The organism is Enterobacteriaceae bacterium Kacie_13, from assembly GCA_013457415.1.
In the GTDB taxonomy this organism is placed as follows: domain Bacteria; phylum Pseudomonadota; class Gammaproteobacteria; order Enterobacterales; family Enterobacteriaceae; genus Rahnella.
Map to the genome: position 1 here is coordinate 573,094 of CP045665.1, position 17,287 is coordinate 590,380.

Below are 17,287 nucleotides of genomic sequence, written 5' to 3' on the forward strand. Positions count from 1 at the left end.
TTTTGAATTACGCTTTGTTGACGATGTCGAGCTCTTTAAGGAGCTGCATGCGAGACTCTTCCTGGTCCAGCAGAGCCTGCAATTGAGTCCGGAAAGCGGGCACGTTGCCCATTGGCCCTTTGAGAGCGACCAGCGCTTCGCGTAGCTCCAGAAGTTTTTTCAATTCAGGCACTTGTTTAACGATGTTGTCCGGGGAAAAATCTTCCATTGCTTTGATATCCAGTTCGATCTGTATATCTTCGCCTTTCTTAGGGCTCAGCGAGTTTTCAACGCTAAAGTTCAGGCTGATACCTGTTTCACCCATCACTGAGTTGAAATTATTTTTATTAACCGAGACCGCTGAACGTTCATCAATTGGCATATCTTCCGGGCGGCCTTTCATGTCACCGACAATCAAAAGATTTAGTGGTAATTCTACTTCAGAGCTTAATCCATCCGCTTTGGGTACATAACGAATATTAATTCTCTCTTTAGGCGCGACACTGCCGTCTTTGGTATTGCTCATGTTTGGTCATCCTTAATGTTACATGCCTGTCAGTGATGTGATTGGTTTGTTTGATAAAAAACCAGTCTTTATATCAAGGTCGTGGATTTTTTAATGTTTGGTTTGATTCTGGATAAATTACCACTATCAAAATTTGTTTGTATATAGAATTCATTAAAAAAATCATTGCAGAAAAATTAAAAAATTTTCACACGCCTGTGTTTTATTGATTAATGTGTTGTTTTTAAAGGGTTATTTTAATTACAGCTCTTGTTTTTGATTGTTTTTAAATATGCAAAATGTTGGATTCATTCATGTGTTGTATTTAAATTCATGCGTGATAGATATACGATTTTATTATTTTGAAAGTTTTAAAAATGGTGCTATTTTACTGCCGTCCTCACCCCGTCAACATTAACCTTTTCAGAAAGTTGTTTTGGAAAAATACTTTCCAAAAAGTTAATTAAATAACTGCGTGTAATTTCTTTTTTTCTGTTTTCTTCCATTATAACGAGCGCTGAGTGGTTAACGAATAGATGGGTAAGGGGCATTCTTAATAACCACTGGTATGTTCTATTTACAAGGAGTTTTACGATGCCTACCCCATGTTATATCTCTATGAATGGTCAGACCCAGGGCAATATCACTGCAGGTGCTTTTTCAGCAGAATCTGTGGGAAATATTTATGTCCAGGGCCATGAAAACGAGATGTTAGTGCAAGAATTTCAGCACATCGTTACCGTTCCGACCGACCCGCAATCAGGTCAGCCAGCCGGTCAGCGAGCACACAAACCGTTTATCTTCACCGTGGCGCTGAATAAAGCCGTCCCGTTGCTTTATAACGCATTAGCCTCTGGCGAAATGTTGCCGGTCACTGAGCTCAAATGGTTCCGTACCTCCGTTGAAGGTAAGCAGGAGCATTTTTTCACGACTCGTCTGACTGACTCAACCATTGTGGATATCAACTGCCACATGCCCCACTGTCAGGACCCTGCAAAACGTGAGTTCACCCAATTGATCGAAGTCTCATTGGCTTACCGTAAAATTGAGTGGGAACACGTCTCTGCCGGTACCTCGGGCGCGGACGACTGGCGCGCGCCGCTGGAAGCCTGATCCCTCGGGTGATAAGTCAACGCCCTGCATCTCGTTTGCAGGGCGTTATCCCCAGTGAATCGAAGGAATGAGATCATGCCACTCAATGGAACCCGTTTTACCTTCACCGCAGGCACCGCGACGCGCGACACCTTCGCCGTCGTCAGTTTTCATCTTTCCCAATGTTACTCCGAACTTTTCACTCTGAACGTAGTGCTGGTGAGCAGCGACCCGGCCGTCGGCGTCGATAAAGTTTTAGACGAAATGGCGACCCTCACTATCTGGCAGGGCGAGGAGGTAAAACGGCGGGTGCGCGGCATCGTGACCTTTTTCGAGCAGGGAGACACCGGCAAACACCAGACGCAGTACCGCCTGACCATCCGCCCTTATTTCTGGCGCAGCTCCCAGCGACAAAACTGCCGCAGTTTTCAAAATCTGAACATCGTCGCCATCCTCGACCCGCTGCTCAGAGAGATGGGCGTTCTTAAACACGACACGCTGTTTCGCTCCAGCCATAACTGGCGGGAGTTTTGCGTCCAGTTTATGGAAAGCGATTACGATTTTATTTCGCGGCTGGCTGCTGAAGAGGGGATTTTCTTTTACGAGGAAGAGTTCCTCAAGGCCAACGATCAGAAGCTCACCTTTGCGGATAACTGTAGCGCTCTGATCAGCATCGGCGCGTTCCCGTATAACCCGAACGCCGCCTCCGAAGCGGCCACTTACTGCATCAGCAACTTCCGCCGCACCGCGCGGGTGCGCCCTTCAAAAGTGATCACGCAGGACTACACCTTTACCGCGCCGAACTGGCCGGCGCAGTACCAGGAAAAAGCCACAAAGATGGTGCATCAGCACACGGTGTACGACATTTTTGACTACCCGGGGCGGTTCAAAGACGAGCAACACGGCGCCGATTTTGCCCAATATCAGATGGAAGGCTGGCGCAATAACGCCGACGTGGTGATTGGCAGCACCAATTCGCCGCAGTTTTATCCCGGCGTACGCTTTGCCCTGACCGGCCATCCGCGCGAAGACCTGAACGCCAACTGGCAGGTGGTCGCCATTGAAATGCACGGCGAGCAGCCGCAGGCCCGCATCGGCAACGAAGGTCAGGGCACCACGCTGCATACCGAGTTTGAAGTCATCCCTTCCACCCAAACCTGGCGACCTGTGCCAAAGCCCAAGCCGCGCATCGACGGTCCGCAAATCGCCATCGTCACCGGCCCACCGGGAGAGGAAATCTTCTGCGACGAACACGGCCGCGTACGGGTGAAGTTCGCATGGGATCGTTATAACAAAGCCGACAACTACAGCTCCTGCTGGATCCGCGTTTCACAAGCGTGGGCGGGCACCGGTTTCGGCAACATCGCTATCCCACGGGTCGGACAGGAAGTGATTGTCGATTTTCTCAACGGTGACCCCGATCAGCCCATCATCATCGGCCGCACCTATCACGCCAGCAACCGCGCACCCGGCAGTCTTCCGGGGACCAAAACCCAAATGGCCATCCGCTCGCAGACCTACAAAGGCAGCGGCTACAACGAGCTGATGTTCGAGGACGCAACCGGACAGGAACGTCTGTCGATGCATGCGCAGAAGGATATGCAGACTAAGGTACTGAACAACCGGACGACCGACGTGGCGGTTGACCATACGGAAACGGTGGGGAAAGGGCAGACAATCACCGTGGGTAAAGAGAAGACGGGCGGGCATGATCAGAAAACTACCGTGACGAACGATCGTGAGATTAGGGTCGGCAATGACCAAACGCTCAACGTTACGCACGATCACAGTACCACCGTGGGTAATGACCAGCATCTGGAAGTGACAAATGAACGGTATACCAAAATCGGTAATAACCAAAGTAGTGAAGTCGCAGGAGCTGACACTGAAAAAGTCACAAAATCTCAGAACATTACTATTGGTGAAAATTACACACTGACGGTGACCGAAAGTCTGACCATTAAAGTAGGAGCGTGCTTGCTGAAAATGAATAAGGACGGGACGATTACGTTGAATGGCGCAAGTGTTCAGATCACAGGGAAAAATAAAATCAATATTTTGGGTGCTGATATTGATATGGACTAATTCAGGGAAATGATGAATGAACATTATTAATAATACTGAGTTTCCACATTTCCAGTTCGAAAAGGTAGGGTATTTCGGTGAGCTTTTTAGCGTAATAGCGGTTAGCCAGACATTTGATCTTTTACATGACCGGGGAGCTTGCCTGCTTTCTGACGTTCAGCGTCCGTTGGTCCTTGCAGATAGCTGGTTCGGTGCGCCAGAACTAAGCAGTCTGAAGACGGCGACAGACCTTATTTGTAAAAAGAAATGCTCAGAGATTCTTTTTTCCGGACATGCCTGGAGTGCCGCAGGAAGTAAGCGTGAATGGCTGGCTGAATTTCAGCTCGGGGATTTACACCGGATTCTTTCGGTTAGTGGTTCACGTGAGTGGAAACATGAAAAGGGTAAATGGCAATTGAGCCGTCCTGCGCTCACCGATCGTGTGCCATTGCAGTTTGAACTGGCCGCTTTCAGTGAGATCAACCCGATCGGAATACCTCAACCTGAAGGTCAGGATATTGGGCAAGTTTTTCCTGCTCCCCAGTTATCGTTTTCACCTGGTGCGGTTTGCCGCAGTTGGCCATCGAGAATTCTTTACGCAAAAGGTTTTAATTCACATTGGAAAAAGCATACCCGCCCTTTTTATCCCGATGAATTTGATTTTGCTTTCCTGAGCTGCGCGCCACCCGAGCAACAGTATGTTGGTTTCCTGAAAGGTAACGAAAAAATTGTTCTCAATGGATTGCTTCCGTCCACGGAAAAATTCACGGGTTACTTACCGGGGATCCGGGTATTGGCGCAAATGTACAAGGGCGGTCGGGCGCTGGGACAGCAGCTCTTACTGGCAGATACGCTGACCTGCTATACCGATGAGCAACAACTGACTCTGGTGTGGCGACTTACGTTGCCGTCAGCTTCACTTCCCGACAACCTGATTTTAATAACGGATCAGGAGGTTGCTCATGGCTGAGAAACATATCGGAAGTCAGGAATCACAGTACAGGGTGATCAGTACTGCGCCGGATGTCTGCATGGTGGGAGATGTTCCTGTGCCGTTCGACAGTTTTCAGGACTTATCGCACATTAAAAGCTATGTCACCAATGTCAGAGCGCGGGGCAAGCCCATTTTAACTGTGGGAAGTGTGATCGCCGGAACGCAAAGCAATGCTGGTAAAGGCATCAGTTCTGGCACCAGTCTTAACAGTGGCGACTGCACAATAATGACTGGCGTGCCGCATATTAAGTGCAAAGGAATGCCTGTTGCGCGGCAGGATTCGCTGGTAGCAATGAACAATGGCAATACCGTCGGTAAGCTTTACACCCAAGTTAACCCTGCCAACGGCGAAATACCGGTTACTGACAATCTATCTCTGTGGGAAATGGTGGGGCAGACGCAGCTGCAGCAGGCGGAAGCAGAGTTGGAAGCCAGCAGACAGACGCCGGATATTTGGGAAGGGATGGGTAAAGGGTTTGTAAACGGCTGGTACATGCTCGGGCATATGTTGGGAAAGGCCGGAATGCTGAATGGCACAATAGAAGCCGACCAGCAGATGGCGTTCATAAATACGATGGGAATAAATACTAGCAGCATGGAGGCTGCCAGTGAATTGAACAAAGCAGTATTGCAGCAGACAGACACCAACGAACGGCTTCTGGAACTGGATAACGAAGCACAGGAGGTTGGGGCTGATGTCGAAGCAGCCTTGGAATTGCTGTTTTTGGTTAAAGGATTGGTTCAGTTTGGAATAAAGGGGAGTGTGGGGGCAGAAAGAAATGGTGTTAAGGTAGTTGAAGTTCTCGATAGAATTCCAATATCTCGTAATTCGGCGAGGAAATTGTTAAAAAGTCGAGGGTTAAACAAAAATATACAACATGAAACGATCAATAGCTTTAATGGCCAGATATATGCTTCAAAGGGGCGTCAGGGTGACATTTTTACCATAACTGAACACATTCCCGGGAGTGCTTCTCAAGTTTATCTTACCAGAGGTTCTGCAGGGTTGACATCTGCTGAAAGACGTTCAAAACTGGCATTGCCGCCTGGTAATTCTGCGACATATGAAGGAAAAGTTAGTTTAACTAGAAATCAAGTTTTACTTGAAGGGAAAGTATCACCTCAGCCTCAATGGGGGGAGGATAAAACAGGTGACGGCTGGCAGGTAGTTACTGCAGGTGGGAAATATTCTGGAGCGACAAAAAGACTATGAATATAAAAGAATGTAGTGAAAAATTATGTTTTTTATTAACTCAGTCCGCTTATGTTGATGAGGCGAATGAGATCGATAACCTTGTCAGTAAAATATTATCGTCTAACACAGAGAGTAATGATAGGGAATTAGCAATTAATAGCTTAATTTCACGTTGCCACCCGAAATGGTTAGGGGATTATTACATTGAAGGGATAACTTACAAAGAGTGGACAGATCTGATTTCATTATTTAAAACTAAACTGGCGAGTTTAAATTAAAATCATAGAGATAAATTTTATGAGACTCAATTATTATATAAGACGGGAAATAAAGATGAAGATAAACCTCAGTCGACGCCTTGTATAGTTATTCCCATCCATGGTGTAAACGATGTGAGTTAAATCTATCCCCGTGTATCCCGTATACATTGGAAGACGGGGCTGTTCAAATTCTTGAATCCCGCTATCCAGGCGAAGCATGGGGAATGGTCTAAATGACCAAAAGAGGGCTTGAAAATTTAATAACGGCTCAGGAGGTTGCTTATCACAAACTGGGGGGCATACTTTAAAAAAATACAGCTAATATATTGGATGATCAATTTGGAGTTAACTTAACTGGCCGAGAGTGGGGCGAGCTCTTGAAGCATTGAAAAAAGATAATGGATTGAGGGACGATTTCCACGGCCGGATTTCAGATAATGGCAATTACATCGACGATACCGTTAATAATATTGGAAGTATAGAGGACTATTTGCCATGAGTATGAAAAACTCCAGGCTCAATCCTATTGGATCTGAAAATTTAAATTGTTACGAGTGTTATGCTCAGCTGTTTTTTTCGGAAAAAATAGGGAAAATATTTCATTTGAATCAGATAAATTTTACCCCTCGCGGTAAGCGGCACTCCCCTTTGTGAGACCCCTCTCATTAAGCAAATTTCATAACCCCTATGTGAAATATGGTTAAATTCAACACAACGGTCAAAAGTTAATATACCAATTCTGAAAGCTATTCTACCTCATGGTGTGGAGTCAGATTATGGTAGCCGTAAAGAAATTGTCTGTTATAGAAAAACTCGGTTTTGGTATGGGAGATGCCGCTTGCGGGATCGTTTATTCCTCCGTCACGATGTTTCTGACGTACTTTTATACCGATATCTACGGTCTTTCTGCCGCAGCTGTCGGGGTGATGTTTCTGGTTACGCGTATTCTCGATGCCGTCAGCGATCCGCTTACCGGCATTGTCGCCGACCGCGTAAAAACACGATGGGGACATTTTCGCCCCTGGCTGATTTGGTTTGCGATCCCTTACGCGGTACTGGCGGTCATGACCTTCACCACGCCTGATTTCGGGCATTCCGGTAAACTGCTTTATGCATACATCACGTATTCGTTGCTGATGCTTTGCTACACCTTTATCAATATTCCCTATTGCGCGCTGGGCGGCGTGATCACCACGGATGATAAGGACCGGCTTTCCGCGCAATCCTATCGTTTTACGATTTCATCGCTGGCCGGTTTGCTGGTTTCGGTCGGTACGCTATGGCTGGTGGATTATTTTGGAAAAGAGGATCTGCAGGCCGGATATCAGGCGACGATGGCGGTGATGGGTGCTATTGCCATTTGTATGCTGGTGTTTTGTTTTTGTTTTACCAAAGAGCGCATCACTGCTGAGGACACCCGTCAGGTTTCCGTGCGCAGTGATTTGAAAAATCTGCTGTCAAACGACCAGTGGCGGATAGTTGCCATTATCACCTTTTTCTCCAGCATGGCGGGCGTCATGCGCAGTTCGGCGACGCTGTATTACGCAACCTACCTGATGCTGGATAAAGGCCAAAGTCTGGTGAGCGGCACGGCGATGAAAAGTACGTTTATCACCACCAGTGTGGTGGGGACGATATTCGGGGCGATGGCGGCGGGATATTTTGCTAAACGTTTTAGTACGCTGACTATGTTTAAAAATATCAATTTGCTGTTAGTTCTGGCCGGTGTGGTGATGTTCTTTGTTCCGCCAAAGTTCCTGCCGGTTATTTTCCCGTTGTATTTCATTATTGGCTTTTTACACCAGATGTATCAGCCATTTAAATGGAACATGATGGCCAACGCTGCCGATTACGGTGAATGGAAAACAGGACGGCGGATCACCGGATTATCCTTCTCCGGTAACTTATTCGCCCTAAAACTTGGGATGGCGTTTGCCGGTGCGTTCGTCGGTTTCTCTCTCGGCTGGTTCGGTTACCATGCAGGCGCGGAAACCCAAACCGCGCTTGCCACGGCTGGCATTATTGGCCTGTTGACGGTCGGGCCCTCGGTGTCCTATCTGATCCTCTATTTCCTTGCCCGTTTCTACAAACTTGATGATGCCACGATGAGAAATATTCAGCGCGATCTGGCGAAACGCAGCGGTGATATTGCTCGCGAGCAGGAAAGTAAAGACGGTGATCTGACTCCCGTGATGGCTGTTAAATAAAGGGATGGCGATGACAATCAAATCTGAAGGAAGCGCGGATTTAGGTAACGGGCGCTATCAGAATCCGATACTGCATGCCGACTATTCGGATCCGGATATCGTCTGCGTACGCGACGATATTTATATGGTCGCCTCGAGCTTTAACCATATTCCTGGTCTGCCGGTTCTGCATTCAAGGGATCTGGTTAACTGGACTCTGGTTAATCACGTCGTGCCGCGGATTAATTACCCGGCTTACGACAGCGTGCAGCCAGGCAAAGGAGTCTGGGCACCGAGTATTCGTTATCACAACGGGTTGTTCTGGGTGTTTTACAGCATGCCGGATGAAGGCATTTTTATGTCTTATACCAAAGATCCGCTGCAAGCCTGGAGCGAACCGCATTGTATTAAAGCGGTGAAAGGCTGGATCGATCCCTGTCCGTTCTGGGATGGTGATGGCCGCGCGTGGCTGGTGCATGCGTTTGCCCACAGCCGTTCCGGCATCAAGCATCAGTTACAGCTGTGCGAAATGTCCCCTGATGCGACATCACTGCTCGATGAAGGTCGGATCATATTTGATGGCACGGTCTCCCATCCGACAATTGAAGGACCAAAGTTGTATCAGCGTCACGGGTGGTATTACATCTTTGCGCCTGCCGGTGGCGTCGAGCGTGGCTGGCAGACGGTCTTACGCGCGCGTCAGATTACCGGTCCGTATGAGGCTCGCGACGTTTTGCATCAGGGATCATCCAAAGTAAATGGCCCGCATCAGGGCGGTTGGGTGGAGCTGAAGAACGGCGAATGCTGGTTTGTGCATTTTCAGGATGCCGCGCACGCTGGCCGCATTGTGCATCTGCAACCGATGCGCTGGAATCAGGATGACTGGCCGGAAATCGGTGAGGACGTGGATGCTGATGGGCTCGGTCAGCCGGTTTCGGTTCATACAAAACCGGCCGGTTGCTTGTCTGTTTTACCCTGTATTCCGCAAACGTCCGACGATTTTTCACAAGGCCGCTATGGCCTGCAATGGCAGTGGCAGGCGAACCCGCAAAGTGACTGGGTGAAACCGTCTGCGGCTGGCCTGAGGCTGGCGTGTCTGCCCTGCGGGCCGCGAGCATTGTACGACACGCCGCAGCTGTTGCTGCAGAAGTTCTCTGCACCGCAGTTTACGGTCACTACGCGTCTGAACCCTCAATTTAGCCACGACGGGGAGCAGAGCGGGGTGATCGTCTACGGCGAAAGGTATGGCGCGTTATCCGTGGGTCAGCAGGATGGCGAAAATGTGCTGGTGTTTGATTTTGGCTGGATGAGCGATAAGGGCGAACTGAGCCAGCAAAGAACGGTGCTGACTGCTTTGCGGCACGGGCCAGAGGTGTTTGTCAGGACGAAAGTCTTGCCGCGAGGCGTCTGTCATTTCTTTTACAAACAGGAAGAGCACGAAGACTGGAAAGCCATCGGCCCGCAGTTTGCTGCGTCAGCAGGAAAATGGGTCGGTGCGAAAATCGGTATTTATTCGGCATCGTCTGCGATGAATGCCGATGAGGGATACAGCGAGTTTGCGTATTTCGAGATGAAGGCTGAATAATCCAAAGAGAAGCCAGCCCCGTGCAGGGCTGGCTGTCATTTTCTTAAAGTACTTCTCCGTTACTGCCAATCACTTTCTGATACCAGCCGAAGCTCTCTTTTTTTGAGCGCGCCATGGTGCCGGTGCCGTCGTCGTTTTTGTCGACGTGGATGAAGCCGTAGCGTTTGCTGTACTGGCCGGTGGTGAAAGATACACAGTCGATGCAGCCCCACGGTGTATAGCCCATCAGGTCAACGCCGTCTTCCAGCACGGCCTTCTTCATTTGCTCAATGTGAGCTTTCAGATAAGCGATGCGGTAATCATCGTGAACCATGCCGTCGTCAGCCACTTTGTCGATCGCGCCAAAACCGTTTTCAACGATGAACAGCGGCTTCTGGTAACGTTCATACAGAATATTCAGCGTATAGCGCAGGCCAACCGGGTCAATCTGCCATCCCCAGTCGGAGGCTTTGACATGCGGGTTTGGTACGCTGCCTGCGAAGCCGGACAAGCCGTTATCATCACTCGGGTTGTGCGCGGAAATCGCGTTGCTCATGTAATAGCTCAGGCCGATGTAATCTGCGCAACCCTCGCGCAGCGCCTGCAAATCGCCGTCTTCCATTTTGATGTTGAACCCGCGACGTTCCCACTCTTTAAGTGCATACGCCGGATAGTAGCCGCGCATGTGGACGTCGCTGAACAGGAAGCGTTCGTGCATCGCTTCCACGGAGTACATCACATCGTCCGGGTGGCAGGAGAACGGGTACAGCGGCACCATGGCGATCATGCAGCCGATCTGGAACCCCGGGTTGATCTCGTGGCCGAGTTTGACCACTTTGGCGCTGGCAACGAACTGGTGATGCAGCACCTGATACATGGTTTCTTCTGGGTTTTCCTGCTCGGTGAAGACCACGCCGGAGCAGCAGTAGCCGAACAGAGGATATTTCCAGTTACGCTGATTGTTGATCTCGTTAAAGGTCATCCAGTATTTCACTTTGCTTTTGTAGCGTTCCATCACTACCTGACTAAAGCGCACGAAGAAATCCACTACCTGACGATTTTTCCAGCCGCCGTACTCTTTCACCAGATGCCACGGCATCTCGAAGTGGGACAGGGTGATCACTGGCTGGATGTTGTGTTTGAGCAGCTCATCAAACATGTCGTCGTAGAATTGCAGACCGGCTTCGTTTGGCTGTAATTCATCACCATTGGGAAAGATGTGCGTCCAGGCAATCGATGTGCGGAAGCATTTGAAGCCCATTTCGGCGAACAGCGCGATGTCTTCTTTGTAATGGGAATAGAAATCCACGGCTTCGTGATTCGGATAGCTGTAGCCTTCCAGCACGCCGTCGGTCATCACGCGGTCAACGCCATGTGCGCCACCGGAAAGCACGTCACAGATGCTGACGCCTTTGCCGCCTTTATTCCAGCCGCCTTCAACCTGATGCGCCGCAACAGCGCCGCCCCATAAAAAATCTTTTGGTAACTGATGGCTCATTTCGTTCTCCCTTAATGTTTAATGCGGGCGGAGACCTCCACCCTTTACACGGGTATTTCAGCGTTAATTCATTTCTGCCTGCGTGGCACGTCGGGCTTCTGCCTGAACTTTTTTGGTGGCGACGACGTCTGGCTCATCTTTGAAGCCAACCAGCCAGGTGAACAGGGCACCGAGGACAAAGGCGACGCTTATCGACAGCAGGAAGCCGAGGAACTGCGGCATGTGGCCTTCTTTGAAGAATACCGGCAGCACGGCGATGCCGGGCAGGCAGTAGCTCCAGGACACAGCGTTGAAGGAACCGGCTATCGCGCCACCAATGCCGCCCGCGACGCAGCTGCACAGGAATGGTTTTTTCAGACGCAGCGCAACGCCGTAAATGGCCGGTTCGGTGATGCCGAACAACCCGGTGACGCCAGCGGAAAGAGAAATCCCTTTCATCTCGCGGCTGCGGGTTTTCAGGTATACACCAAACATACTGCCGGTCATTGCGAAGACCGCGGAGGCCTGCAGCCCGGTGAAGGTGTCGTAGCCCAGTGTCGCGTAGTTGCCAACGGTGACCGGCGTAATGCCCCAGTGGACGCCCAGCGTAACCAGCGGTTGCCAGAATGCACCGACGAAGAATCCGGCGACGGTCGGGCTGAGGTGGTAAAGATAGTTATAAACGCCGCCAATTGCGCCGCCAATAAGATTGCCTACCGGTCCGAAGACCAGCAGCGTCATCGGTACCATAATTGCGATACAAAACATCGGGGTAAACAGATTCCGGATAACAATCGGCAGCACTTTATTGAAGAAACGTTCAACGTAAGACATCGCCCAGACCATCAGAATGACAGGGATAACCGAGGCGGTATAGCTCAGGTATTTCACCGGAATACCAAGAAAATCAAGCGTTGGTGAGGCTATCGGAATGCCGACCACGTCCGTCAGGATGCGGGCAATTTCCGGATTATTCACCGCTTCACGCATTAATTGCTGCATGGCCGGATCGGCGGAGTTGATCGACGTAATCTTAAACGCCGTCAGCATGTTCATGTAATCGGGGCTTATCAGCGCACAGGCGGTAATCACCGCAGTGAATGGATTGACGTTGAATTTTTTCGCCGCGGTGAAGGCGATCATGACTGGCAGGAAGGTAAACGCCGTCCATGAAACAAAGTTAAGAATACGGTAGGTGCCGCTGTTGGCGTCCATAATGCCGACCGCGGCGAGGAAAGAGATAATCCCCTGTAAAATACCGCAGGCGGCAAGCTGATAAAGGAATGGCGTGAAAATGCTGGAGATGACATCCATGACGCGGCTGACAATACCGACATTCGGCGCAGAAACCGGCGCGTTTTCATCTATATGGATAAGCTTCAGCACCTGTTTGTAAGCATCGCTGACGTGATTGCCGATCACCACCTGCATCTGGCCTCCGGCCTCGATAACGGTAATCACGCCTTTTACGCGTTTTAATTCTTCTTTCTCGACGGCGCTATTATCTTTCAGAACAAAGCGTAAGCGTGTGGCACAATGTGTGATGCTAATCACATTATTTTCGCCGCCGATATATTTAACAATATCCTGAGCTGTCTGAGCGTAATCAATAGCCATTATTATTATTCTCCTGCCGGGGTATACAGAGATGATGTTTTATTTTTTTAATTGCTGGCAGGAGTGTAGCAAAAGAAAGGGTGATGTCACGATATAACAAAAAACAGGGTTAGGAATATGTCACAAGTTTAAAACACCTTGTTTTTTCATTGCGCTGCGTCACGTTTTATTAAAGGTAATTTCTTTCCGATGGTCTCGATAATATAAAGTACCGGGATCTGCGTAGTAATATTATATTGCCCTTCAAGCACGATTTGCGGCATGTGATAAGAGATGTTCAGATCGGCCATCCGCGCCAGCGTTGAGTTTTCGCTGTTAGTCAGGCTGATGATCTTGCAGTTATGCTGACTAAACTGGGTGGCAAAGCGCAATACTTCTTCTGTTTCACCGGAGACCGAAAGAATAATGGCAATAGCGTCTTTATACATATCGCTGTTGATTGGAAAATAAGGATCATCAATAAAGGTACTGAATTTCCCGACATTCGAGAAGAAACGCGCGCTGTATTTTCCAAGTGAACCGGAGGTTCCCACACCGACAAATATAATGCGCTGTGCATCAGCAATTTGTTGTGCGGCCTGATCTAATAACTCATCAAACTCACTGTTATTAATACTTTTGAAATAACTGATGATTTCGCTGATGCCGAATGACACGGGCGGTTTTTCTTCATGTTCTAAAAACAGTTTAAAACGGATGCGAAATTCCGAGTAGCCGTCGCAATCCATTTTTTTGCAGAACCGTAGCACCGTGGTAGTGGATACACCCGCGGCGTCCGCCAGTTCACGGATAGTCATGTACATCACTTTGTCGCCATTTTTGACGATGTAGTTATAAACCGTCAGTTCCAGTTCGTTTAACGCGGAAATGGCTTTGTGAGTAAACATGTTGCTGCCTGTCAGGTAATGGAAAGCGGAAACGCGATTACAGGTATTTTATCATCGTCACTTCGCAATCGACATGACCTGTATTCCCCATTGCGCCATCAATGTGCTGGAAACCGAGGCGCTCATACAGCGCGATAGCCTGGGTCAGGCTGGCAGTGGTTTCCAGATAGCAGCGGGAAAACCCCTGCTGGCGTGCATGGTCAATAGCCTGTAGCGCCAGACGTTTCGCCAGTCCCTGACCGCGCAGTGAAGGCATGAAGTACATCTTCTGCAGTTCGCACAAATCGTCCTCTGCGCCTGACAGCGGTGCCATACCGCCACCCCCGGCGACTACGCCGTCCAACTCCACCACCCAGTACGCACAGCGCGGCTGGCTGTAACTTTCATAAAGATGGTCCAGGTTCGGATCAGCGACGGTATAACCTTTATCTGCTGTCAGGCCAAATTCGGCCGACACGTGACGGATCACACTGGCGATCGCAGCATTATCTTCAGGGCGGATCGGGCGCACCAGGACGCTGACAGGGAGGGAGGTCGTCATGTTACTCACTCAGTTTCCACTATAGGCAATCAAACAGACCGTTTTAATACCATTTTAGGGCGGTCGGATGCAACGCCGCCGTCCCTTCATCGTCCTGACACTTATCCCAAATGAGAATTTTTTTCATCTGAATTGTAAAGATTTTATTGCCTGATTGTATACGTGCGTGATTAAATCTTCAGCGTTACACCAAGCACTACGCCTCTTTCTTCATTATAAGAGAGACGGTTTCTCATTCCTTTCAGGACGAAAGATAAAAATGTCTGATAATAATCAACACAACGATAACCTGCATCAGGTACGTTTTCATGGTAAAGGCGGGGAATATTTCGCAATCTGGCTGGTGAATGCTTTATTAACCATCGTCACATTGGGGATTTATTCTGCATGGGCGACAGTACGCCGTCGTCGTTATTTTCTGGGTAATACTGAAATAAATGGTGATCGTTTTGATTATCACGCAAAGCCGATTCAAATATTGAAAGGCCGTTTGCTGGTGATCGCCGGCATTATTGTGTTTTATATTTCAGCAAAGCTAATGCCACAACTGGCGTTGCTGTTCGTACTGGCATTTTTTGCTTTGCTGCCGTGGGTGATTGTCCGCAGCTGGCGCTATAACGCGATCATGACCAGTTTCCGTGGCGTGCGTTTTAACTATCACTGCAAAGTGGGGCGTGCTTACTGGACCATGTACCTGTGCCCGATCCTGCTGATGCTGGCGCTGTATATACCCATAATGTTCGTGGTATTGATGGCCGTTCAGACTGCCAGTATCAGCGCGATATTGCTGAGCATGGTGCTGGTCGCCGTAGCATTAGTGCCAGGCGTGGCTGCGGTGCAGGGTATTATCAGCGCCATGACGCACGATTTATACGTTAATAATATGTTCTTTGGAAAGACGGCATTTCGCGCTGAATTGAAGAAAGCGGCCTTTATTAAATACAGCCTGCTGGGCATTTTATTATTCCTGCCGTTCCTGATTTTTGCCTTCTGGCTGATGGGCTCGTTCTTCACGATGATATATCAGATGGTCTTAATGGGCGGCATGTCTGATGAAATGGCCGCTGCGATGCTGATGAGCAATATGTTCGACTTCTTCTTTGCCATCGTCATTCTTCTGATCGGCTCGCTGGTGGTTGCCAGCTATCAGGTGGTCGCGGTTCGCAATTACGTGTTCAATCAGACGCGTATCGGCGACGGCGTCAAACTGCATTCTTCAATGAAAACGCTTTCCTATCTGGGGCTACTGTTCACCAATGCGCTGATCGTGGTGTTCTCACTGGGTCTGGCAACGCCGGTGGCACATGTGCGTACTGCGCGCTACGTAGCGGCATCGACGGCTGTTTCTGGCGACCTGTCATTGCTGGATGTGCAGGCACACGGTGACTCTGCCAATTCGGCCGTTGCAGAAGAAATCGCGCAGGCATTTGATGTTGGTGTCAGTCTGTAACGCATGACGATTGAAGGCTTTATCAGCCTTCGGGACGGGCAGCGCGTGAGGCTGCCCGTTTCTTTCCGGACGATGAATAACTACTGATACCAGTCCCCTTCATTTTTTCTCAATTCCCCCACACCCTATATTATAAATACCCAAAACCATTCGCATTACGAATATAATAAAAATCTTGATAACGATAAACTGTGAATATATAAAGTTACGACGCATATATTTTCTTGATTGATGTAACCGGAGTTGTTGATATTCTCCACATATTCGTAATTAATATATTTTGTTTCTTGAGGGATAAGGTGAAGTGCTATAACTTCCTGTTATTGCAATTCGCTAATGCATAAATTATCAGGCTCAACAACTCATGAGTAAATTAACAATATTCTGAGTTGTGTTATAGCGATCAATAAAAACTGTTATTAACTCTGGAAACTCTATGAAACAGCCAGTCAAAGTCAGTTGCTTAACAAGCTTATTATTTATAGTAAGTACCTTCTCTGCGATGGCATCCGATGTTGCGGTGCCCGCTGCGCAGACAACGTCTCCGACAGGGAAAAATGAGTCAGTAAAGCCTGAAGTGCAAACTGATTCAGCAACCAACCAGGATGTCGTTCCAGAACACCCTATTAGCGCACAACAATTTATGGTTAGAGTTGAAAAACCTGATGATTACGGTATTAGTATTATGATAGATAGTAAGATTATAATGAAGTCTAAAAAAGGTGACATCATAACAGGCTATGTAAATATATATAACTATGAGACGGGGGAGCTATTTAAGAAAATAGAACTGGATTCTGCAAAAGCACTAAATTCAGGGTATGAGTTGGATAATCATTTGTCCGGGCCTCTCTTACTTGTTAATATCCCTGTGAAAGGGAGGTATGTCATCATTCCCTATATACAATCAAAAAATAAAAAAATAAATGCATATAGCCTTCACTTTGCACGTGCAGTTCCTACCAAATCACTTTGGAATTAAAATAAAATGGAGTTATTATGAGTTATATTATAACGGTAATGAATGGTACTAATGTCGATCTTGATAAAAACGAATATATGCACACATAGTTGAAATTCGAGGATACTAGCCTGAATCAGCCTGTCTATTTTAGTTTCGGTCCAACGGACGAATGGTCATGGTTTGGATTTGACTCAACAGGGAAATTTGACTACGAGCATGTCACTACGAGAGTTCCAACGGAACAGATACAGTTTATCGTAACAAAAGAACAGTATGATATTGCTGTGGCAATGAAAGTTTTTTATGAAACGAAAGGTAATGTCCCCACATATGATTTACTCCCAGACGGCGCAGGAGATAATGATTATAACTGCACAAGGTTAAGCAATGAGGTGCTAAAGAACATCGGTATTAACTTCCTTGATAACACGCAAACACCTTTCGGCGTTGCTAATAAAATAAATAATACTGATAAAATACCCAATTCTGATTTCGTAGATTTAACCACTTAA

15 protein-coding genes are annotated in these 17,287 nt (G+C 48.2%); 10 read left to right on the top strand and 5 right to left on the bottom strand.

Annotation, left to right across the window (positions count from 1 at the left end; genetic code table 11):
* Positions 1-7 precede the first annotated feature (7 nt).
* Positions 8-505: a type VI secretion system contractile sheath small subunit gene (gene tssB, locus GE278_02630; protein ID QLK59749.1), complete on the bottom strand. Its 498-nt coding sequence runs from the start codon at positions 503-505 to the stop codon at positions 8-10.
* Positions 506-1,078: 573 nt separating this feature from the next.
* Between tssB and hcp the strand changes: the two genes are divergently transcribed.
* The 7 genes from hcp (at position 1,079) to GE278_02665 (ending at position 9,860) form a co-directional block, all read left to right on the top strand.
* Positions 1,079-1,597: a type VI secretion system tube protein Hcp gene (gene hcp / locus GE278_02635; GenBank protein ID QLK59750.1), complete on the top strand. Its 519-nt coding sequence runs from the start codon at positions 1,079-1,081 to the stop codon at positions 1,595-1,597.
* Between the two features lie 75 nt (positions 1,598-1,672).
* Positions 1,673-3,661: a type VI secretion system tip protein VgrG gene (gene tssI / locus GE278_02640; GenBank protein QLK59751.1), complete on the top strand. Its 1,989-nt coding sequence runs from the start codon at positions 1,673-1,675 to the stop codon at positions 3,659-3,661.
* A 16-nt stretch (positions 3,662-3,677) separates the two neighbouring features.
* Entirely contained in the window at positions 3,678-4,610 is a 933-nt protein-coding gene (locus GE278_02645) for a DUF2169 domain-containing protein (GenBank protein ID QLK59752.1), read from the top strand.
* On the top strand, positions 4,603-5,847 hold the full coding sequence (locus tag GE278_02650; GenBank protein QLK59753.1) for a DUF4150 domain-containing protein: 1,245 nt from the start codon (positions 4,603-4,605) through the stop codon (positions 5,845-5,847). The genes GE278_02645 and GE278_02650 overlap by 8 nt, the downstream gene beginning before the upstream one ends.
* A complete protein-coding gene (locus GE278_02655; GenBank protein ID QLK59754.1) occupies positions 5,844-6,107 on the top strand; it encodes a hypothetical protein in 264 nt (87 codons plus the stop codon). The genes GE278_02650 and GE278_02655 overlap by 4 nt, the downstream gene beginning before the upstream one ends.
* Positions 6,108-6,865: 758 nt before the next feature.
* Positions 6,866-8,296 (top strand): MFS transporter, encoded by a 1,431-nt coding sequence (locus tag GE278_02660; GenBank protein QLK59755.1) that lies wholly within the window; start codon positions 6,866-6,868, stop codon positions 8,294-8,296.
* A 4-nt stretch (positions 8,297-8,300) separates the two neighbouring features.
* Complete coding sequence (locus GE278_02665) at positions 8,301-9,860, top strand: family 43 glycosylhydrolase (protein ID QLK59756.1); 1,560 nt, start codon at positions 8,301-8,303, stop codon at positions 9,858-9,860.
* Positions 9,861-9,903: 43 nt separating this feature from the next.
* On the opposite strand, the gene GE278_02670 is transcribed toward GE278_02665, so the two are convergent.
* From GE278_02670 to GE278_02685, 4 genes are all read right to left on the bottom strand, one after another.
* The gene (locus GE278_02670) at positions 9,904-11,337 is read right to left on the bottom strand and encodes a 6-phospho-beta-glucosidase (protein QLK59757.1); all 1,434 of its coding nucleotides are present in this window, start codon (positions 11,335-11,337) and stop codon (positions 9,904-9,906) included.
* A gap of 63 nt (positions 11,338-11,400) precedes the next feature.
* On the bottom strand, positions 11,401-12,933 hold the full coding sequence (locus tag GE278_02675) for a PTS beta-glucoside transporter subunit EIIBCA (protein QLK59758.1): 1,533 nt from the start codon (positions 12,931-12,933) through the stop codon (positions 11,401-11,403).
* Between the two features lie 146 nt (positions 12,934-13,079).
* A complete protein-coding gene (locus tag GE278_02680; protein QLK59759.1) occupies positions 13,080-13,820 on the bottom strand; it encodes an SIS domain-containing protein in 741 nt (246 codons plus the stop codon).
* A 37-nt stretch (positions 13,821-13,857) separates the two neighbouring features.
* Positions 13,858-14,361, bottom strand: a complete 504-nt coding sequence (locus tag GE278_02685; GenBank protein QLK59760.1) for a GNAT family N-acetyltransferase — start codon at positions 14,359-14,361, stop codon at positions 13,858-13,860.
* Between the two features lie 259 nt (positions 14,362-14,620).
* Here GE278_02685 and GE278_02690 point away from each other — a divergent pair, with 259 nt between their 5' ends.
* From GE278_02690 to GE278_02700, 3 genes are all read left to right on the top strand, one after another.
* Complete coding sequence (locus GE278_02690) at positions 14,621-15,811, top strand: DUF898 family protein (GenBank protein ID QLK59761.1); 1,191 nt, start codon at positions 14,621-14,623, stop codon at positions 15,809-15,811.
* A gap of 436 nt (positions 15,812-16,247) precedes the next feature.
* Positions 16,248-16,793: a hypothetical protein gene (locus tag GE278_02695; protein QLK59762.1), complete on the top strand. Its 546-nt coding sequence runs from the start codon at positions 16,248-16,250 to the stop codon at positions 16,791-16,793.
* An 89-nt stretch (positions 16,794-16,882) separates the two neighbouring features.
* On the top strand, positions 16,883-17,287 hold the full coding sequence (locus GE278_02700; GenBank protein QLK59763.1) for a hypothetical protein: 405 nt from the start codon (positions 16,883-16,885) through the stop codon (positions 17,285-17,287).